Consider the following 19839-nt stretch of genomic DNA (forward strand, 5'->3'; position numbering starts at 1 on the left):
GCAAGTAAATCTTTACTCAACCGGAACCTATTGCCTATTTATTGATAAAACCTTTGTAGTGGCGTTTGATCAATTGGCTTTCGATTTGCTTCATCGTATCCAGCGCAACACCGATAACGATCAGGAGGGAAGTTCCTCCAATTTGCGCTGATTGAGGCAAACCAGAAAGTGCCCCTAAGAATACAGGCAGAACGGAAATGACTGCCAAGAATATGGCTCCGGCCATTGTCAAACGAGTCATGACACGGGTCAGATATTTCTCGGTTGCTTTACCTGGGCGAATACCCGGAATGTAACCGCCGTTCTTTTTCATATTATCAGCCATCTGCTGTGGATTCATCTGTACAAACGTATAGAAGAATGTGAATCCGAAGATCATCACGACATACAGCACCATACCAAGTGGTTTGTGTGTAGTCAAGTTTTGACCGATCCACTGTGCCCAACCATGATTAGCCCAGAAGTTTGCGATAATCGTTGGGAACATCAACAGCGATGATGCGAAGATGACAGGGATAACACCAGCTGCATTAATCTTCAGCGGGATATGTGTATTCTGTCCACCGTACATTTTGTTTCCTACGACACGTTTTGCGTACTGTACAGGAATCTTCCGAATCGCCTGTTGAATGTAAATGACACCGATGATAATCAGCACGATGACAATCGCGATGATTACACCTTTAAGGATGTTCATGAACAATTGATCAGGTTGGATGAAGTCGGACTCGATCGTTTGTTTGATAATGTTAGGTACTGTTGCCAGGATACCCGCAAAGATCAAAATCGAGATTCCGTTTCCGATGCCTTTCTCGGTGATCTGCTCACCAAGCCACATCAGGAATGAAGTACCGGCCGTAAGTACAATCGCGATCAAGATATAATCAGCAAACGTAGCGTTAGGGATCATGTCTGTATTGTACAAGCTATTGAATCCGATCGACGTACCAAACGCTTGAATCAATGCCAGCCCGATCGTTAAATAACGAGTCAGTTGTGCCGATTTCTTCTTACCTTGTTCACCTTGCTTTGCCCATTCCGCTAATTTAGGAATAACGTCCATGGAAAGCAACTGTACTATGATAGACGCAGTGATGTAAGGAACGATCCCGAGTGCAAATATCGAGAACTGGAACAGTGCTCCACCCGAGAACGTATTGAGAAGTCCAAAAACTTCTTTACCCGCAGAATTTGTCGCTTCGAACACATCTTTGTTAACACCTGGAACGGGAACAAAGGAGCCGATGCGGTAAATGATCAGTACAAAAAGGGTAAATAATACCCTTTTGCGCAGATCTTCAACCCGCCAGATATTCTTTAGGGTCTTGAACATTAAATCACCTCGGTTGTACCGCCGGCAGCTTCAATTTTCTCCACCGCAGATTGAGAAAACTTGTTAGCTTTAACAGTCAGCTTCACAGTGACTTCACCGTTACCCAGGACTTTGATTCCGGATTTAGCGTTTTTAACAACGCCGTTCGTCATCAAGAATTCTGGAGTTACTTCAGTACCCGCAGGCAAACTATTCAGGTCTTCGATATTAACAACTGCATATTCTTTGCGAGTTGGGTTCACGAAACCGCGTTTTGGCAAGCGACGATACAATGGATTTTGTCCACCTTCGAAGCCTGGACGAACACCACCGCCCGAACGAGCGTTTTGTCCTTTATGACCGCGACCTGATGTTTTACCTGTACCACTACTTGGACCGCGACCAACACGTTTGCGTTCTTTACGCGATCCAGGAGATGGTGAAAGCTCATGTAACTTCATCGTTCGTTGCACCTCCTTAAAGATTTGTGGGTGTATACCCGTTTATTAAGCTTCTACTTCTTTGACAGCTACCAAGTGACTTACTTTGTTAATCATACCACGGATGGCTGGATTATCGTTTTGGATCACTTTGCTGTTGATTTTGCGCAATCCCAATGTTTTCACAGTTGTTCTTTGCGTCTCCGGACGTCCGATCAAGCTACGGACGAGGGTAATTTCTAATTTAGCCATGAGAATTCCCTCCTAACCCAGAAGCTCTTCGACGGATTTTCCGCGCAGTTTAGCCACGTCTTCAGCACGCTTCAAACGGGACAAACCTTCCAAAGTCGCATTGACCATGTTCATGGAATTCGAAGAACCCAGAGATTTTGTCAAAATGTCACCTACACCAGCAAGTTCGAGAACCGCACGTACAGGACCACCAGCGATAACACCAGTACCTTCAGATGCTGGTTTCAACAGAACGCGTCCTGCGCCGAACTTACCTGTTACCAAGTGAGGAATCGAAGTTCCTACGAGCGGAACGTGTACAAGGTTTTTCTTAGCATCTTCAATACCTTTGCGAATTGCATCAGGTACTTCGCCCGCTTTACCGATACCCGCTCCAACCCAGCCGTTGCCGTCGCCGACTACAACCAGTGCGCTAAAGCTGAAACGGCGTCCGCCTTTTACTACTTTAGCTACGCGATTAATGTTTACTACTCTTTCAGACAGTTCCAAAGTATTCGGATCTACACGCAAGTCGTTAACCTCCTTTTGAAAAATATCTTAAAACTCAAGTCCTGCTTCACGAGCCGCTTCAGCCAAAGCTGCGATACGACCATGATACAGATATCCGCTACGGTCAAATACGATATTGGAAACACCTTTATCTTTTGCACGTTTAGCAACGAGTTCGCCAACTTTACGAGCAGATTCAACAGATGCACCATTTTTGATGTCAGTGCTCAATTCTTTGTCTACAGTAGACGCGGAAGCAATTGTTACACCAGCTACATCATCGATGATTTGAGCGTACATATGTTTACCAGAACGGAAAACGTTCAAACGAGGACGTGCAGCCGTTCCTTGGATTTTCTTACGAACACGAAGGTGTCTTTTCAGACGAGCCTTGTTTTTATCTGGTTTCGTAATCATCTCAGGGATTCACTCCTTTCAGGTTACCTCGCTGGCTTCAAAACAGAAGCCACGGGGTATATTAGAAACACACGAAGCAAGCAAGCCGAAAGCCGCGAAAAGGCGGTAAGAGAAATCTTATTTCTTCTTACCGGCTTTACCTTCCTTACGGATGATACGCTCGCCTTCATATTTAATACCTTTACCTTTGTACGGCTCAGGTTCACGAACGGAACGAATTTTAGCAGCGTAAGCACCTACGCGCTCTTTATCGATACCGCGAACAATGATTTTCGTATTCGAAGGTACTTCGAATTCGATTCCCGCTTCCGGTGTAATTTCAACCGGGTGAGAGTAACCAACGTTCAGAACGATTTTATCTCCGGATTTGCTTGCACGATATCCGACCCCAACCAATTCCAGAGATTTAGCGAATCCTTCAGTTACGCCGCTCACCATGTTGCTGACTACGCTACGCGTAGTACCGTGCAAAGAACGGTGAGTTTTGTTATCGGAAGGACGCACAACTGTAATTTCGTTGTTTTCAACTGTAACCTTCATGTCTTTGTGAAGTTCACGAGTTAAAGTTCCTTTTGGTCCTTTTACCGTAATAACGGTGTTGTCCAAAGTGATGTCTACACCACTTGGTACTGTAATTGGTTTGCGACCAATACGAGACATGTGTTGCACCTCCTATCTTGTGACGTTATATTACCAAACGTAGCAAACGACTTCTCCGCCGGATTTCGATTGACGAGCTTCTTTGTCCGTCATAACACCTTTGGATGTCGAGATAATCGCGATTCCAAGGCCGCCAAGTACACGAGGTACTTCATTGCTTTTCGTGTAAACACGAAGACCTGGTTTACTGATTCTTTTCAGACCAGTGATAACGCGCTCGTTATTTTGACCGTATTTCAAGAAAACACGGATAATCCCTTGTTTGTTATCTTCGATAAATTCAGCGTCACGGATGAAACCTTCACGCTTCAGGATATCGGCGATTTGTTTTTTCATTGTCGAAGCAGGCATTTCTACCGTTTCGTGACGAACAGTGTTCGCGTTACGAATACGAGTAAGCATATCTGCAATTGGATCAGACATAGTCATTGTGAGTTAACCTCCTTCCCGTTCAGGACTTTTTACCAGCTTGCTTTTTTCACGCCAGGGATCTGGCCTTTATAAGCTAATTCACGGAAGCAAATTCTGCAAATTTTGAACTTTTGCAGTACCGAATGTGGACGACCGCAACGCTCACAGCGTGTATAAGCACGTACTTTAAACTTTGGTGTACGTTGTTGTTTAACTTTCATCGAAGTTTTTGCCACTTTAGCCTGACACCTCCTAAATAATTTCGGAGAAAAGGGAGTCTTTCCAGACACCCGGAACGTTTATGCCAACATTATTTAACGAAAGGCATTCCCAGTTGCGTAAGCAATTCGCGGGACTCTTCGTCTGTTTTCGCCGTTGTTACGATGACAATATCCATACCGCGGACTTTGTCTACTTTATCATACTCGATCTCTGGGAAGATCAATTGCTCTTTCAGACCCAGAGTGTAGTTACCACGACCATCGAACGCTTTGCTCGATACACCGCGGAAGTCACGTACACGTGGAAGTGTTACGTTAAACAATTTATCGAGGAAGTAGTACATACGCTCGCCGCGCAATGTAACTTTCACACCGATAGGCATGTTCTCACGCAGTTTGAAACCTGCGATTGATTTTTTCGCACGAGTGATTACAGGTTTTTGACCTGCGATCAGTTGCAAATCGTTTACTGCGGAATCCAACACTTTGGAGTTTTGGACAGCGTCGCCCACACCCATGTTGATAACGATTTTCTCGATTTTCGGCACTTGCATTACCGTTGTATAGTTAAACTTCTGCATCAAAGCAGGAGCGATTTCTTGCAGGTAACGTTCTTTCATTCTTGATGCCATGAATCATAGCCCTCCTTTCTCATTCGGTTCAATTAGTCGATAATTTCTCCGGAACGTTTTGCAACGCGCACTTTTTTACCGTTATCCAACACTTTGTAACCGATACGGGTTACTTTTCCGCTCTTTGGATCGATGTGCATCACGTTGGAAACGTGAATCGGAGCTTCCTTCTCGATAATGCCGCCTTGCGGGTTTTGCTGGTTAGGCTTCTGGTGTTTTTTCACCATGTTAACACCTTCCACAAGGACGCGGTTTTCACGAGGATAAGCAGCGATGACACGGCCTTTTTTACCTTTGTCTTTACCGCTGATCACCATAACCGTATCTTCCTTTTTAACGTGAAGTTTGTTGTTATGGGATTCCAGAACTTTTTTCACTCTTGGCATTTCGTACACCTCCTGTTTCTAAACATCACGAGCTTAATCTATTAGATAACCTCTGGGGCCAAGGAAACGATTTTCATGAAATCTTTCTCGCGAAGTTCACGAGCAACAGGTCCGAAAATACGTGTTCCACGCGGGCTTCTGTCGTCTTTTACAACAACAGCTGCATTTTCATCAAAACCGATGTAGGAACCGTCTTTACGACGTACAGAACGCTTCGTACGAACGACAACCGCTCTAACTACATCACCTTTTTTGACAACGCCGCCTGGTGTTGCTTGTTTTACAGAACAAACGATCAGATCACCGATTTGAGCTGTACGACGTCCCGTACCGCCGAGTACGCGGATACACATCAGTTCCTTCGCACCGGAGTTGTCGGCTACAGTCAAACGTGTAAATGGTTGAATCATTTAGTATTCCTCCTTCCAGCTATGCTGATCATGCAATTAGATGATAACCGCTTTTTCAACGACTTCAGTAAGTCTCCAGCGTTTATCTTTCGAAAGCGGACGAGTCTCCATGATTTTCACCGTGTCACCGATTTTCGCAGTGTTTTCTTCGTCATGCGCTTTGAACTTTTTAGTAACCTTAATGCGTTTATGGTACAATTTGTGGTTTTTGTAGGTTTCTACAGCAACAACAATCGTTTTGTCCATTTTATCACTGACAACTTTACCAGTTTGAACTTTACGTGCATTACGTTCTTCGCTCATTGTTGGCCTCCTTCCTGATTACGGACGGAATGTATATCCGACCTCTAATTAACCGATTCCCAATTCTCTTTCACGGATGATGGTTTTAGCACGAGCTATTTCTTTACGCACATCACGGATTCGAGTCGGGTTATCCAGCTGACCGGTAGCGAGTTGAAAGCGGAGGTTAAAGAGTTCTTCTTTAAATCCGGCAATCTTTTGCTCGATTTCAGCAGAGGTTAGGTTGCGAAATTCACTAGCTTTCATTTGCTTCACCACCCAATTCTTCACGTTTCACGAACTTCGTTTTGATTGGCAGTTTGTGAGCGGCAAGACGCATCGCTTCGCGTGCAATATCCTCCGGTACACCAGCAAGTTCAAACATGATCTTACCTGGTTTCACTACTGCAACCCATTTTTCTACGTTACCTTTACCGCTACCCATCCGAACCTCGAGAGGCTTTTGAGTGATTGGTTTGTCAGGGAAAATTTTAATCCAGACTTTACCACCACGTTTGATGTAACGAGTCATCGCAATACGAGCCGCTTCGATTTGACGGTTCGTAATCCAAGCCGGTTCCGTAGCTTGCAGACCATATTCGCCAAAGTTCAGCGTAGTTCCGCCTTTTGCTTGGCCTTTCATATGTCCACGTTGTTGCTTACGGTGTTTTACACGTTTTGGTACCAACATGATTAGTTGCCTCCTTCCTTAGCAGCTTGTTTCTTAGCCGTAGGAAGAACCTCTCCACGATAGATCCATACTTTTACGCCGATACGTCCGTAAGTAGTATGAGCCTCTGCAGTACCATAGTCAATGTCAGCACGCAGTGTGTGCAGTGGAACAGTTCCTTCGCTGTAGCCTTCAGAACGTGCAATCTCAGCACCGCCAAGACGTCCGCCTACTTGAGTTTTAATACCTTTAGCACCAGAGCGCATAGTTCTTTGAATAGCTTGTTTCAGAGCACGACGGAAAGAAACACGACGTTCCAATTGTTGTGCAATGCTTTCTGCTACCAGGATCGCGTCCAGGTCTTGGTTCTTAATTTCAGAGATGTTGATGTGTACTTTTTTACCGCCAGCAATTTTCGTAATTTGATTACGAAGATTTTCAACTTCAGATCCACCTTTACCGATTACCATACCTGGTTTCGCAGTGTGAATCGTTACATTTACGCGGTTAGCCGCTCTCTCAATTTCTACACGAGATACAGCGGAGTCTTTCAATTTATTTTTCAGGAATTCACGAATTTTCACGTCTTCCATCAAAAGATCGCCGAAGTCTTTGCCTGCATACCACTTAGATTCCCAGTCACGGATAACTCCGACACGAAGTCCGACTGGATTTACCTTTTGGCCCACACGTTTTCCCTCCTTCTACTTTTCAGATACCACCAAAGTGATGTGGCTAGTACGTTTGTTAATACGACTTGCACGTCCCATTGCACGAGGGCGGAAACGTTTCATCGTTGGTCCTTGGTTTACGTAAGCTTGCGAGATCACCAAGTTATTAACATCCAAAGAATAATTGTGTTCCGCATTCGCAATAGCGGAGTTAAGCAACTTCTCAACAACTGGAGAAGCGGATTTCGGAGTGTGACGGAGAATGGCAACCGCCTCACCTACTTGCTTGCCGCGAATCAAGTCAACAACGAGTTGAACTTTACGAGGAGCAATCCGGATAAACTTAGCATGTGCTTTTGCTTCCATTGTGTAACCTCCTCTCAAACATTAGAGATGTTCATTTATCTTCTTGTTTTCTTGTCATCATCAGTATGGCCTTTGTACGTACGGGTTGGAGCGAACTCACCCAGTTTGTGTCCAACCATGTCCTCAGTTACATACACTGGCACGTGTTTACGACCGTCGTAAACGCCAAATGTGTGTCCGATGAATTGTGGGAAAATTGTAGAGCGACGGGACCAGGTTTTAATAACGTTCTTCTTGCCTGATGCTTCCATCTCTTCTACCTTCTTGAGCATGTAGCCATCAATGAATGGCCCTTTTTTCAAACTGCGACTCATGTGGAGATCCTCCCTTCAAACATAGCTTTTATGCATCCGTAGATGCCTCACGAAGTTATGCACAGTGTGTATTACTTCGTGCGGCGACGGATGATGTATTTATCAGAAGCTTTATTTTTCTTACGCGTTTTGTAACCAAGAGTAGGTTTACCCCATGGTGACATTGGCGATTTACGTCCGATTGGAGCACGACCTTCACCACCACCGTGAGGGTGATCGTTAGGGTTCATTACCACACCACGAACCTCAGGACGTTGACCCAACCAACGGCTACGACCGGCTTTACCGATTTTGATGAGCTCGTGGTCTTGGTTACCAACGGATCCGATTGTTGCGCGGCAAACTTTCAAAATACGACGAACTTCTCCGGAAGAGAGACGAACGGAAACATATTTTTCTTCTTTACCAAGCAATTGAGCTTCTGTACCAGCAGCACGAACCAATTGTCCGCCTTTACCTGGTTTCAACTCGATGTTGTGGATAACGGTACCTACTGGAATGTTTTCAAGTGGCAGTGCGTTACCGATTTTGATGTCTGCGTCAGGACCAGAGAATACTTGATCTCCAACTTTCAGACCTTTAGGAGCGATGATGTAACGCTTCTCACCATCAGCATAGTGAATCAATGCGATGTTGGAAGTACGGTTCGGGTCGTACTCGATTGTAGCAACGCGGCCCGGTATTCCATCTTTAGTACGTTTGAAGTCGATGATACGGTATTTACGTTTGTGTCCACCACCGTGGTGACGAACTGTAATTTTACCTTGGTTGTTGCGGCCTGCTTGTTTGCTCAATGGGGCCAACAACGATTTCTCCGGCTTATCTGTGGTGATTTCCTCAAATGTAGAAACGGACATGTTCCGTCTTGCCGGGGATGTTGGTTTATACTTTTTGATTGGCACTAGTTTTCCCTCCTTACTTCAAAGATTTCAATTATACAGTTTCAAAAAACTCAAGCGATTTGCTGTCTTGCGTCAATGTTACAAACGCTTTTTTCCATTCGCTTGTGTATCCGGAATAACGTCCGTACCGTTTCGGTTTAGCTGGAACACGAAGTGTGTTCACGTTTTTCACCTTTACGCCGAAAATAGCTTCTACCGCTTTTTTGATCTCGGTTTTGTTTGCACGGATATCGACTTCAAATACATATTTCAAGTCGTTCATCATGTCAGCAGTACGTTCCGTAATAATCGGACGTTTTACAATATCACGAGGATCCTTCATTACGCGAGCACCTCCTCTACCTTCTGAACTGCTTCTTTCGTAATGATCAGTTTGTCGTGCCCAAGCACGTCAAGAACATTAATGCCGTCAGCAGCTACGAATTTCACGCCAGGAATATTCCGTGCGGAAAGAGCTACATTATCATCATAGCTAGGCGCTACGATCAAAGCTTTGCGGCCTACTTTAAGGTTATTTAAGATAGCTGCAAATTCTTTAGTTTTAGGTGAGCTCAATGTCAGAGCATCCAAAACGATAATGTCATTGTCTTGCACTTTGGATGAAAGGGCAGATTTGATCGCCAAACGGCGAACTTTCTTAGGCAGTTTGTACGCATAGCTCCGTGGAGTCGGACCAAATACGATACCGCCGCCTTTCCATTGTGGAGAACGAATCGAACCTTGACGAGCGCGACCTGTACCTTTTTGTTTCCAAGGTTTACGTCCACCGCCACGCACTTCAGAACGTCCTTTTACTTTGTGGGTACCTTGACGAAGGGAAGCGCGTTGCATAAGAACTGCATCGTACAGAACGTGTTGATTCGGCTCAATACCGAATACTGCATCATTCAGTTCAACCTCACCTACTTGGCTACCATCTACATTGTAAACTGATACTTTTGGCATTTTGTGTTCCTCCTTTCTTCAGTGGTTATTTTTTCACCGTTTCTTTAACTTTTACAAGACTGTTCTTCGGTCCAGGAATGGAACCCTTCACGAGAATCACGTTACGTTCAGCGTCTACTTTGACAACTTCAAGACGTTGGATTGTAACAGTATCATGTCCCATATGTCCTGGCAGGCGTTTGCCTTTAGGAACGCGGTTAGCTTGGATCGAACCCATTGAACCTGGGCCACGGTGGTAACGCGAACCGTGTGACATAGGTCCAGTGCTTTGTCCCCAACGTTTGATAACGCCGGCAAAACCTTTACCTTTAGAAATACCTGTTACGTCAACGAACTCGCCTTCAGCGAAAATGTCAGCTTTCAATTCTTGGCCAACTTCATATTCCGCGATGTTGATGCCGCGAAGCTCACGAACGTAGCGCTTAGGTGCAGTATTCGCTTTTTTAGCGTGTCCTGCTTCTGGCTTGTTAGCATTTTTCTCTTTCTTATCGGAGAAACCGATTTGAACTGCTTCGTAGCCATCGTTCTCAATATCTTTCTTTTGTAAAACAACACAAGGACCTGCTTCGATAACTGTTACTGGAACTACATTACCTTCAGCGGTAAACACTTGAGTCATTCCAAGTTTTTTTCCTAAGATACCTTTCATGTTGACACCTCTTTTCCTTTATACGTGGTCTTGTTTGTTGCTATATATTACAATTTAATTTCGATATCTACACCGGACGGCAGATCCAAGCGCATCAAGGCATCCACAGTTTGTGGAGTCGGGTTAACGATATCGATCAAACGCTTGTGAGTGCGTTGCTCGAATTGCTCCCGAGAATCCTTGTACTTGTGCACCGCACGAAGAATAGTAATGATTTGTTTTTCAGTAGGAAGCGGAATCGGACCGGATACACCTGCACCCGAACGTTTTGCTGTTTCAACGATTTTCTCCGCGGATTGATCAAGAATTCTGTGGTCGTAAGCTTTCAAACGAATACGAATTTTTTGCTTTGCCATTTTAGTCCCTCCTTCTATCGCCCAATTTTTTATCGGACATACTCCGTGAAAATTTTCTGACCACTCTCCCATGGCAAAGGGGCCGGGTGTGTCAGTAACCTCTCACATCATCGCAACGTCACAAGAACAACATTCATTATTATATAGAAAAGATGGGCGTATTGCAAGCATATTTTAAAAAAACATATAAACAAATCTTTCCTAATGAAAAGACGCTGTTTAATACGATATTTTTGAAATATCCAGGCTGCCTAACCTATCAATCTATAAAATGAATTTTATCCGTTTTAGATGACGCAGGTTCCGAAACGTTGACATAATAAAAGAGTTCTCTATCCGATGTCGGATAAAGAACTCTTCCGAAGCTTCGTTACAATACAATGTTACTCGTTCCAGTACACTGTTGCTTATAGATAATTGGCTATAGCCAAATTATTTTTGGATTGTTGCTACGGAACCCGCACCAACTGTACGTCCACCTTCACGAATAGAGAACTTAGTTCCTTCTTCGATCGCGATTGGAGAGATCAGTTGTACAGTAACCGTGATGTTGTCACCAGGCATTACCATTTCAGTACCTTCTGGCAAGTTGATGATACCAGTTACGTCAGTTGTACGGAAGTAGAACTGTGGACGGTATCCTGTGAAGAAAGGCTTGTGACGGCCACCCTCTTCTTTAGTCAAAACGTAGATTTGTGCAGTGAATTCTGTGTGTGGTTTAACAGATGCTGGTTTAGCAAGTACTTGACCACGCTCGATTTGAGTACGGTCAACACCACGCAGCAACGCACCGATGTTGTCACCCGCTTGTGCGGAATCCAACAATTTACGGAACATCTCAACGCCCGTAACTACGGATTTTTTAGTTTCTTCTACGATACCAACGATCTCGATCTCTTCGCCGACTTTTACAGTACCACGCTCTACACGGCCTGTAGCAACGGTACCACGACCAGTGATGGAGAATACGTCCTCGACAGGCATCAAGAAAGGCTTGTCAGTTTGACGCTCAGGCAGTGGGATGTAAGTGTCGATTTCTTTGAACATCTCAACGATTTTTTGAGCCCACTCACCATCAGGGTTTTGCAGAGCTTCACGAGCGGATCCACGAGTGATTGGAGTGTCATCACCTGGGAATTCGTATTCGTTAAGAAGGTCGCGAACTTCCATCTCAACCAGTTCCAACAACTCTTCGTCTTCAACCATGTCACATTTGTTCAAGAAAACAACAATGTAAGGTACGCCTACTTGACGGGAGAGCAAGATGTGCTCACGAGTTTGTGGCATTGGGCCGTCAGCTGCGGATACTACCAAGATAGCTCCGTCCATTTGTGCCGCGCCAGTGATCATGTTTTTAACATAGTCGGCGTGACCTGGGCAGTCTACGTGAGCGTAGTGACGAGTGTCAGTTTCGTACTCAACGTGAGCTGTGGAGATTGTGATACCGCGCTCGCGCTCTTCTGGAGCTTTGTCGATTTGGTCGAATGCTACAGCAGCACCACCGTAAGTTTTGGACAATACAGTTGTGATTGCAGCAGTCAGAGTTGTTTTACCATGGTCGACGTGACCAATAGTACCAATGTTAACGTGTGGTTTAGTACGTTCGTATTTAGCCTTTGCCATTTGAACGTGGCCTCCTTAGAATTTATAATTTTATGTTTTCACTGAATGCGGTGCTTCAAACCAGGTTTCAAGCACAAGCATTCAGTGTGAGAAAACTACTCGGTGCCTTTTGTTTTGGCAACGATCTCTTCAGCGATGCTCTTAGGAACTTCTTCATAGTGGGAGAGTTCCATGGAGAACACGCCGCGTCCTTGAGTACCGGAGCGAAGAGTTGTAGAGTAACCGAACATTTCAGACAAAGGTACTTTAGCACGGATGATTTGAGCTCCACTACGGGAATCCATACCCTCGATGCGGCCACGACGGGAGTTCAACATACCCATAACGTCGCCCATGTACTCTTCTGGAACTGTTACTTCTACTTTCATAATAGGCTCAAGCAGAACCGGACCACATTTGTCTTTTGCTGCTTTGAGCGCCATCGAACCGGCAATTTTAAATGCCATCTCGTTGGAATCGACATCATGGTAAGATCCGTCTACGATTGTAGCCTTAACGTCTACCAGCGGGAAGCCCGCAAGTACACCGTTTTTCATTTGCTCTTCAATTCCTGACAGTGCAGGCTGAATGTATTCTCTTGGTACGGAACCACCGACAATCTTGCTATCGAACTGACTGCCTGTGCCCGGCTCGAGAGGTTCGAATTCAACCCATACGTGACCGTATTGACCACGACCACCGGATTGACGTACGAATTTACCTTCAACGCGCGCTGGAGCACGGAATGTTTCGCGGTAAGCTACTTGTGGTTTACCCACAGTAGTTTCAACCTTGAACTCACGACGCATACGGTCGATGATGATATCAAGGTGAAGCTCACCCATACCTGCCAAGATGGTTTGGCCTGTTTCTTCGTCAGTATGAGCGCGAAGAGTTGGATCCTCTTCCGTCAACTTACCGAGAGCCACACCCATTTTATCTTGGTCAGCTTTGGTTTTAGGTTCAACAGCGATTTCGATTACCGGATCAGGGAAGTTCATCGATTCCAGGATAACCGGGTGTTTCTCATCACATAGTGTATCACCTGTACCTGTATCTTTCAAACCAACAGCTGCTGCGATATCACCGGAGTAAACTTCAGTGATCTCTTGACGGCTGTTTGCATGCATTTGAAGGATACGACCGATACGCTCACGTTTGTTTTTAGTTGCATTCAATACATAAGAACCGGATTGAAGTACACCGGAGTATACGCGGAAGAATGTCAATTTACCAACGTAAGGGTCAGTCATGATTTTGAAGGCCAATGCAGAGAATGGCTCTTCATCGGAAGACTTACGAACTGCCTCAGTTCCATCTTCAAGGATACCCTTGATCGCTGGAACGTCAATAGGAGCTGGCAAGTAGTCGATTACAGCGTCCAACATCAGTTGAACACCTTTGTTGCGGTATGAGGAACCACAGATAACCGGGAAGATTTTAACTTCTACTACACCTTTACGGAGAGCGGCTTTGATCTCATCTTCAGTGATCTCTTCGCCTTCCAGGTATTTCATTGTCAATTCTTCGTCGAGTTCTGCAACACGCTCAATCAATTCATTGCGGAGTTCTTCAACTTGATCTGCAAAATCCGCAGGAATTTCAGTAACTTCGATATCTTGTCCCAGGTCATCTTTGTACATATGAGCCTTTTGAGCAACGATATCAATGATACCTTTGAAATCATTTTCAGCGCCGATTGGAAGCTGAATCGCAACAGCGTTCGCTTGAAGGCGATCACGCATGTCGGATACAACGTTCAGGAAGTCAGCACCGATGATATCCATTTTGTTTACATATGCGATACGAGGTACGCCGTACTTGTCAGCCTGTCTCCATACAGTTTCAGACTGAGGCTCAACGCCTTCTTTCGCACTGAATACACCTACTGCTCCGTCCAATACACGAAGGGAACGTTCAACTTCAACAGTGAAGTCAACGTGTCCCGGGGTATCAATGATATTTACGCGGTGACCTTTCCAAGCAGCGGTAGTCGCAGCGGAAGTAATCGTAATTCCGCGCTCCTGTTCCTGTTCCATCCAGTCCATTGTCGCAGCGCCTTCGTGAACTTCACCGATTTTGTGCGTACGTCCTGTGTAAAACAAGATCCGCTCAGTTGTCGTGGTTTTACCCGCATCAATATGAGCCATGATCCCGATATTACGTGTATTTTTCAAGGAGAACTCTCTAGCCATGAAATGGGTCTCCCTTCAAAATTGAAGTTTATTTTTGTGAACTGAATCCTACCAACGGTAGTGAGCAAACGCTTTGTTCGCTTCAGCCATTTTGTGCGTATCTTCACGTTTCTTAACGGAAGCGCCTGTGTTGTTGGAAGCGTCGATGATCTCAGCCGCCAAACGCTCTTCCATTGTTTTCTCACCGCGGTTGCGGGAGTAGTTCACGAGCCAACGTAATCCCAAAGCAGTACGTCTCTCTGGTTTTACCTCGATTGGTACTTGGTAGTTGGAACCGCCGACACGGCGAGCTTTAACTTCCAGGACTGGCATGATATTTTTGATTGCTGTCTCAAATACTTCCATCGGGTCATTACCCGTGCGTTCTTGGATCAACTTGAACGCATTATACAGAATGCTTTGAGCAACACCGCGTTTTCCGTCGAGCATGATGCGGTTGATCAAACGAGTAACCAACTTGGAGTTGTATACCGGATCTGGCAACACGTCTCTTTTCGTAACTGGACCTTTGCGTGGCATGGATATCCCCCTTTCTTTCTTGTTCAGCAGTCCCTGTACCTTCCAGACCTAAGCCAGAAGGCTTTCAGGCAATCTGCTTATCATAATTTAGGCTTTTTTAGCTTTTGGACGTTTCGCGCCGTATTTGGAACGAGCTTGCATACGGTTGTTCACGCCTGCAGTATCGAGAGCTCCGCGAACGATGTGATAACGAACCCCTGCAAGGTCTTTTACTTTACCTCCACGGATCAATACCACACTGTGCTCTTGAAGGTTATGTCCGATTCCCGGGATATAAGCTGTTACCTCGAGACGGTTCGTCAAACGAACACGGGCATATTTACGAAGTGCAGAGTTCGGTTTACGTGGAGTCATTGTACCTACACGAGTGCAGACACCACGTTTTTGTGGGGCACTGATGTTAGTGGATTCACGTTTCAAAGCGTTGAACCCTTTTTGCAAAGCTGGTGATTTTGACTTCTCAACTTTAGCTTGACGTCCTTTACGAACCAGTTGGTTAATAGTTGGCATGTGATTGCCACCCCCTTCCTCAATTATTCATGTTTCTTTACAAACCTTTATCTAAGCCCACAGACCCAGGCGGTTCATAAAAAGACAAATGAAAAGTTTTTGCCTTGGAGAATCCTTAAATGTTCTCGGACAAAAACGTTCCTTACCGTATCATTTTACGACAGCAGCCATCGCTGCTCCCACTCCAATCCCGCACGCTTTGCCGAGATTTTTCATTGTGTCCACTTTCGTGTACTTCACATTGTGTTGTTCACACAAGGCAATGATTTTGGAAGTGAGCTGCGGATCACTATCTTCTGCGACATAGACTTCTGAAGCCATTCCTGTCTGCACTGTCCGCATGGTCTGTTTGGTACCAATCTTGACATGAGCATCTTGCAAGCCTTTTTCATTAGACATCATACATTCCTCCGAATAGGACCAATTACAATCAGCTGCCCACGCACCTTTGATATATTAGCATCTAGCGCAAGCATTGTCAATGCTATTCCAAAAAGTTTTTATAAAGTTTGTGTACGTCAGGATTCGTCCGCTTGGATATTACAAACGTCGCGTCCTGACATACACATTCTTTACTTCCTCAGAACGAGGAAATCTATATTAGTCTACCGAAACTGGCTCCAGTTCTTCTACAGAAGATTGGCCATCTTCAGGCTCAGCAAATTTGATACTGCGGTATCGGTTCATACCCGTACCAGCAGGGATCAACTTACCGATGATAACATTTTCCTTCAGACCGAGCAACTGATCCACTTTACCTTTGATCGCTGCATCCGTCAGTACACGTGTTGTCTCTTGGAACGATGCCGCAGAGAGGAAGGAGTCTGTTTCAAGCGATGCTTTTGTAATACCCAGCAAGATCGGTTTTGCAACCGCTGGCTCTTTATCACTCAGAATCGCAATTTTGTTCGCTCTTTCATACTCATGCGTATCTACAAATGATCCCGGCAACAGCGTTGTATCTCCCGCATCAACGATACGGATTTTACGCAGCATTTGACGAATCATAACTTCAACGTGTTTGTCATTGATTTCTACGCCTTGGTTACGGTATACGCGCTGTACTTCCTGCAAAATGTAGTTCTGTACGCCACGTACGCCTTTGATGCGTAGCATTTCTTTCGGATCGATAGAACCGTCCGTCAACTCGTCACCCGCTTCAATTTCCATGCCTTCGCTTACGCGGACACGGGAACCGTAAGTAACAGAGTACACTTTGGATTCTGCTTCACCTTGAATTTCGATTTCACGACGATCTTTCGCTTCGCGAATCTCTTTAACCACACCGTCAATCTCACTGATTGTTGCTTGACCTTTAGGATTACGGGCCTCAAACAACTCCTGGATACGAGGCAAACCTTGCGTGATGTCGTCTCCGGCTACACCACCGGTATGGAACGTACGCATTGTAAGCTGTGTTCCCGGCTCACCAATGGATTGTGCGGCAATGATACCAACCGCTTCACCAATCTCCACGTGTTTACCAGTCGCAAGGTTGCGACCGTAACACTTCTTGCAGACACCATGACTTGCACGGCAACTGAGAACGGAACGGATTTGCAATTTGGTTACGCCAGCTTTGATAATCGCTTCTGCTTTGTCAGAGTCGATCAACTCATTGCGGCCAGCGATAATTTCTTTTGTTTCCGGATGACGAACAGTTTCGAAGCAGTATCTGCCTTCAATACGGTCGTAGAGATCTTCAATAACCTCTTTACCATCCTGGATACGACTAACCGTAAAGCCTTTATCTGTACCACAATCGTCTTCACGCACAATTACGTCTTGGGCTACATCTACGAGACGACGAGTCAGGTAACCTGAGTCGGCTGTACGCAGGGCTGTATCCGCGAGACCTTTACGCGCACCGTGAGTGGAGATAAAGTACTCGAGTACTGTCAGACCTTCACGGAAGTTTGATTTGATTGGGAGTTCGATAATACGACCAGACGGGTTGGCCATCAGACCACGCATACCACCCAATTGAGTGATTTGTGATTTGTTACCCCGTGCTTTGGAGTCAACCATCATCATGATCGAGTTGTAACGATCCATGGACTTCATCAGGATATCCGTGATGTCATCTTTGGATTTTGACCAGATATCAATGATACGGTCATAGCGCTCTTCATTCGTAATCAAACCACGACGATACTGATTTGTAACGATCTGAGCTTTATCTTCGGACTGTCTCAGAATTTCGAATTTTTCTGGTGGAACGACAACATCGGACACGGCTACGGTAATACCAGCACGCGTCGAGTACGTGAATCCAAGTTGTTTGATTTTATCCAAAATAACCGCAGTTTCGGTTGTGTGATAAATTTCAAAGCAACGAGCGATGATCGAACCGAGATATTCTTTGCCGACACCACCAGCTTGAGGAGCATTCATGATGGCTTCTCTCAAGTCAGTACCTTTCTCATAAACAAATGAATGATCCGCTGTACCTTGATACAGGTTCGCGCGAGTCGCATCATTGATATAAGGGAAGCTTGCCGGGAAAATTTCATTAAAGATAATTTTACCGATCGTTGTCAACAACATACCTTTTTGTTGCTCTTCCGTGAAGCTTGTTTTACCAAGCGCCTTAACCGGAATAGCTACACGTGCATGCAGTCCAGCAGTACCCCGTTGGTATGCAGATACAGCCTCATTGACTGTCCGCAGAACCATACCTGTACCCTTCTCTTCTTTGTTGTCCATCGTAAGATAGTACGAACCAAGAACCATATCCTGGGAAGGAGTTACAACCGGTTTACCGTCTTTCGGGTTCAAAATGTTACCTGATGCCAGCATCAGGATACGTGCTTCTGCTTGAGCTTCCGCAGACAACGGAACGTGCACGGCCATTTGGTCACCGTCAAAGTCGGCATTGTATGCCGTACATACGAGTGGGTGAAGACGAATCGCTTTACCTTCAACCAGTATCGGTTCAAACGCCTGGATACCGAGACGGTGAAGCGTAGGGGCACGGTTCAAGAGAACCGGATGCTCCTTGATAACTTCTTCAAGAACATCCCATACTTCAGGACTTACACGCTCAACTTTACGTTTCGCGCTCTTGATGTTGTGAGCAAGACCTTTATTCACAAGCTCCTTCATAACAAAAGGCTTGAACAGTTCGAGTGCCATATCTTTAGGCAAACCGCACTGATACATTTTCAGGTAAGGTCCGACAACGATAACGGAACGGCCGGAGTAGTCAACACGTTTACCGAGCAAGTTCTGACGGAAACGACCTTGCTTACCTTTCAGCATGTGGCTGAGAGATTTCAAAGGACGGTTACCCGGACCTGTTACTGGACGTCCACGACGGCCGTTATCAATCAAAGCGTCAACGGCTTCCTGCAACATCCGTTTTTCATTTTGCACGATAATATCTGGCGCGCCTAAGTCAAGTAGACGCTTCAGACGGTTGTTCCGGTTAATTACACGGCGGTACAAGTCATTCAAGTCAGACGTAGCAAAACGTCCACCATCCAGCTGTACCATCGGACGAAGTTCCGGCGGAATGACAGGAAGTACATCCATGATCATCCATTCCGGGTTATTCCCAGAGTTACGAAATGCTTCAATTACTTCCAGACGTTTAATTGCACGGTTACGACGTTGTCCTTGTGCAGTACGGAGCTCTTCCTTCAGGAATTCAAGCTCTTTCTCTACATCAAGGTCTTGAAGCAATTTTTTAACTGCTTCTGCACCCATGCCTGCTTGGAAGCCATAACCGTATTTTTCACGGTAGCTGCGGTATTCTTTTTCGGACAACAGCTGTTTTTTCTCCAGTGGAGTTTCTCCTGGATCAGTTACTACATATGATGCAAAATAGATGATCTCTTCCAGAGATCTCGGAGACATATCCAATGCGAGACCCATACGGCTCGGAATACCTTTGAAGTACCAGATATGCGATACCGGAGCAGCAAGCTCAATATGGCCCATCCGTTCACGACGGACTTTCGCACGTGTTACTTCAACGCCACAGCGATCACAGACAACGCCTTTATAACGAACGCGTTTGTATTTACCGCAATGACATTCCCAGTCTTTTGTAGGGCCAAAAATCTTTTCGCAGAACAGCCCTTCTTTTTCCGGTTTCAACGTACGATAGTTGATCGTTTCCGGTTTTTTCACTTCTCCGCGGGACCAAGAACGAATTTTCTCTGGGGAAGCAAGCCCGATCTTCATGTATTCGAAATTGTTGACGTCCAACAAGGAGCAACCCTCC

General features: G+C 45.4%; 28 protein-coding genes. All 28 read right to left on the reverse strand.

Annotation, left to right across the window (positions count from 1 at the left end; all coding sequences use genetic code 11):
- Nucleotides 1-34 precede the first annotated feature (34 nt).
- The 28 genes from secY to rpoC all read right to left on the reverse strand — a co-directional run bounded on the left by secY (nt 35) and on the right by rpoC (nt 19826).
- The gene (secY, locus tag FS818_RS27280; RefSeq protein ID WP_145336468.1) at nt 35-1333 is read right to left on the reverse strand and encodes a preprotein translocase subunit SecY; all 1299 of its coding nucleotides are present in this window, start codon (nt 1331-1333) and stop codon (nt 35-37) included.
- Nucleotides 1333-1773: a 50S ribosomal protein L15 gene (gene rplO, locus FS818_RS27285; protein WP_090924667.1), complete on the reverse strand. Its 441-nt coding sequence runs from the start codon at nt 1771-1773 to the stop codon at nt 1333-1335. Before rplO ends, secY begins: the two co-directional genes overlap by 1 nt.
- Before the next feature lie 45 nt (nt 1774-1818).
- Nucleotides 1819-2004: a 50S ribosomal protein L30 gene (gene rpmD, locus FS818_RS27290; protein ID WP_090924668.1), complete on the reverse strand. Its 186-nt coding sequence runs from the start codon at nt 2002-2004 to the stop codon at nt 1819-1821.
- Nucleotides 2005-2016: 12 nt separating this feature from the next.
- Nucleotides 2017-2514, reverse strand: coding sequence for a 30S ribosomal protein S5 (gene rpsE, locus FS818_RS27295; RefSeq protein ID WP_024633574.1), 498 nt, complete (start codon nt 2512-2514; stop codon nt 2017-2019).
- Nucleotides 2515-2541: 27 nt separating this feature from the next.
- Nucleotides 2542-2910, reverse strand: coding sequence for a 50S ribosomal protein L18 (gene rplR / locus FS818_RS27300; protein WP_017692090.1), 369 nt, complete (start codon nt 2908-2910; stop codon nt 2542-2544).
- Between the two features lie 117 nt (nt 2911-3027).
- Complete coding sequence (gene rplF, locus FS818_RS27305) at nt 3028-3570, reverse strand: 50S ribosomal protein L6 (protein ID WP_090924669.1); 543 nt, start codon at nt 3568-3570, stop codon at nt 3028-3030.
- Between the two features lie 30 nt (nt 3571-3600).
- Nucleotides 3601-3999 (reverse strand): 30S ribosomal protein S8, encoded by a 399-nt coding sequence (gene rpsH / locus FS818_RS27310; RefSeq protein WP_123067254.1) that lies wholly within the window; start codon nt 3997-3999, stop codon nt 3601-3603.
- Nucleotides 4000-4031: 32 nt separating this feature from the next.
- The gene (locus tag FS818_RS27315; protein ID WP_013312154.1) at nt 4032-4217 is read right to left on the reverse strand and encodes a type Z 30S ribosomal protein S14; all 186 of its coding nucleotides are present in this window, start codon (nt 4215-4217) and stop codon (nt 4032-4034) included.
- 74 nt (nt 4218-4291) lie between these two features.
- Complete coding sequence (rplE, locus tag FS818_RS27320; protein ID WP_111271027.1) at nt 4292-4834, reverse strand: 50S ribosomal protein L5; 543 nt, start codon at nt 4832-4834, stop codon at nt 4292-4294.
- A 32-nt stretch (nt 4835-4866) separates the two neighbouring features.
- Nucleotides 4867-5220, reverse strand: a complete 354-nt coding sequence (rplX, locus tag FS818_RS27325; protein WP_090924672.1) for a 50S ribosomal protein L24 — start codon at nt 5218-5220, stop codon at nt 4867-4869.
- Between the two features lie 41 nt (nt 5221-5261).
- Nucleotides 5262-5630 (reverse strand): 50S ribosomal protein L14, encoded by a 369-nt coding sequence (gene rplN, locus FS818_RS27330; protein WP_024633579.1) that lies wholly within the window; start codon nt 5628-5630, stop codon nt 5262-5264.
- Between the two features lie 36 nt (nt 5631-5666).
- Nucleotides 5667-5933 carry a 30S ribosomal protein S17 gene (gene rpsQ / locus FS818_RS27335; protein ID WP_056697701.1) on the reverse strand — a complete coding sequence of 89 codons (267 nt, stop codon included), beginning with the start codon at nt 5931-5933 and terminating at the stop codon, nt 5667-5669.
- Between the two features lie 48 nt (nt 5934-5981).
- A complete protein-coding gene (gene rpmC, locus FS818_RS27340; RefSeq protein ID WP_017692083.1) occupies nt 5982-6179 on the reverse strand; it encodes a 50S ribosomal protein L29 in 198 nt (65 codons plus the stop codon).
- Nucleotides 6169-6603, reverse strand: coding sequence for a 50S ribosomal protein L16 (rplP, locus tag FS818_RS27345; RefSeq protein ID WP_076292170.1), 435 nt, complete (start codon nt 6601-6603; stop codon nt 6169-6171). The genes rpmC and rplP overlap by 11 nt, the downstream gene beginning before the upstream one ends.
- Nucleotides 6604-6605: 2 nt before the next feature.
- Nucleotides 6606-7271: a 30S ribosomal protein S3 gene (rpsC, locus tag FS818_RS27350; protein WP_110899283.1), complete on the reverse strand. Its 666-nt coding sequence runs from the start codon at nt 7269-7271 to the stop codon at nt 6606-6608.
- A gap of 15 nt (nt 7272-7286) precedes the next feature.
- A complete protein-coding gene (gene rplV, locus FS818_RS27355; protein WP_090924674.1) occupies nt 7287-7619 on the reverse strand; it encodes a 50S ribosomal protein L22 in 333 nt (110 codons plus the stop codon).
- A gap of 35 nt (nt 7620-7654) precedes the next feature.
- Entirely contained in the window at nt 7655-7933 is a 279-nt protein-coding gene (gene rpsS, locus FS818_RS27360; RefSeq protein WP_056697694.1) for a 30S ribosomal protein S19, read from the reverse strand.
- Between the two features lie 71 nt (nt 7934-8004).
- On the reverse strand, nt 8005-8835 hold the full coding sequence (rplB, locus tag FS818_RS27365) for a 50S ribosomal protein L2 (protein WP_076292169.1): 831 nt from the start codon (nt 8833-8835) through the stop codon (nt 8005-8007).
- A gap of 31 nt (nt 8836-8866) precedes the next feature.
- Nucleotides 8867-9157, reverse strand: a complete 291-nt coding sequence (rplW, locus tag FS818_RS27370) for a 50S ribosomal protein L23 (RefSeq protein ID WP_090924675.1) — start codon at nt 9155-9157, stop codon at nt 8867-8869.
- On the reverse strand, nt 9157-9780 hold the full coding sequence (gene rplD, locus FS818_RS27375; RefSeq protein WP_110899280.1) for a 50S ribosomal protein L4: 624 nt from the start codon (nt 9778-9780) through the stop codon (nt 9157-9159). Before rplD ends, rplW begins: the two co-directional genes overlap by 1 nt.
- 25 nt (nt 9781-9805) lie before the next feature.
- Nucleotides 9806-10429, reverse strand: coding sequence for a 50S ribosomal protein L3 (gene rplC, locus FS818_RS27380; protein ID WP_123067253.1), 624 nt, complete (start codon nt 10427-10429; stop codon nt 9806-9808).
- 47 nt (nt 10430-10476) lie between these two features.
- Complete coding sequence (rpsJ, locus tag FS818_RS27385; RefSeq protein ID WP_017692074.1) at nt 10477-10785, reverse strand: 30S ribosomal protein S10; 309 nt, start codon at nt 10783-10785, stop codon at nt 10477-10479.
- 432 nt (nt 10786-11217) lie between these two features.
- Nucleotides 11218-12408, reverse strand: a complete 1191-nt coding sequence (gene tuf, locus FS818_RS27390) for an elongation factor Tu (RefSeq protein WP_145336470.1) — start codon at nt 12406-12408, stop codon at nt 11218-11220.
- A gap of 95 nt (nt 12409-12503) precedes the next feature.
- Nucleotides 12504-14582: an elongation factor G gene (gene fusA, locus FS818_RS27395; RefSeq protein WP_145336472.1), complete on the reverse strand. Its 2079-nt coding sequence runs from the start codon at nt 14580-14582 to the stop codon at nt 12504-12506.
- Between the two features lie 48 nt (nt 14583-14630).
- A complete protein-coding gene (gene rpsG / locus FS818_RS27400) occupies nt 14631-15101 on the reverse strand; it encodes a 30S ribosomal protein S7 (RefSeq protein WP_145336474.1) in 471 nt (156 codons plus the stop codon).
- A gap of 87 nt (nt 15102-15188) precedes the next feature.
- A complete protein-coding gene (gene rpsL, locus FS818_RS27405; RefSeq protein WP_017692070.1) occupies nt 15189-15611 on the reverse strand; it encodes a 30S ribosomal protein S12 in 423 nt (140 codons plus the stop codon).
- A gap of 150 nt (nt 15612-15761) precedes the next feature.
- A complete protein-coding gene (locus FS818_RS27410) occupies nt 15762-16010 on the reverse strand; it encodes a ribosomal L7Ae/L30e/S12e/Gadd45 family protein (RefSeq protein ID WP_090924680.1) in 249 nt (82 codons plus the stop codon).
- Between the two features lie 201 nt (nt 16011-16211).
- On the reverse strand, nt 16212-19826 hold the full coding sequence (gene rpoC / locus FS818_RS27415; protein WP_145336476.1) for a DNA-directed RNA polymerase subunit beta': 3615 nt from the start codon (nt 19824-19826) through the stop codon (nt 16212-16214).
- Between the last annotated feature and the right edge of the window lie 13 nt (nt 19827-19839).

Origin of the sequence: Paenibacillus xylanexedens, from assembly GCF_007680605.1 — a bacterium.
GTDB lineage: Bacteria > Bacillota > Bacilli > Paenibacillales > Paenibacillaceae > Paenibacillus > Paenibacillus xylanexedens_B.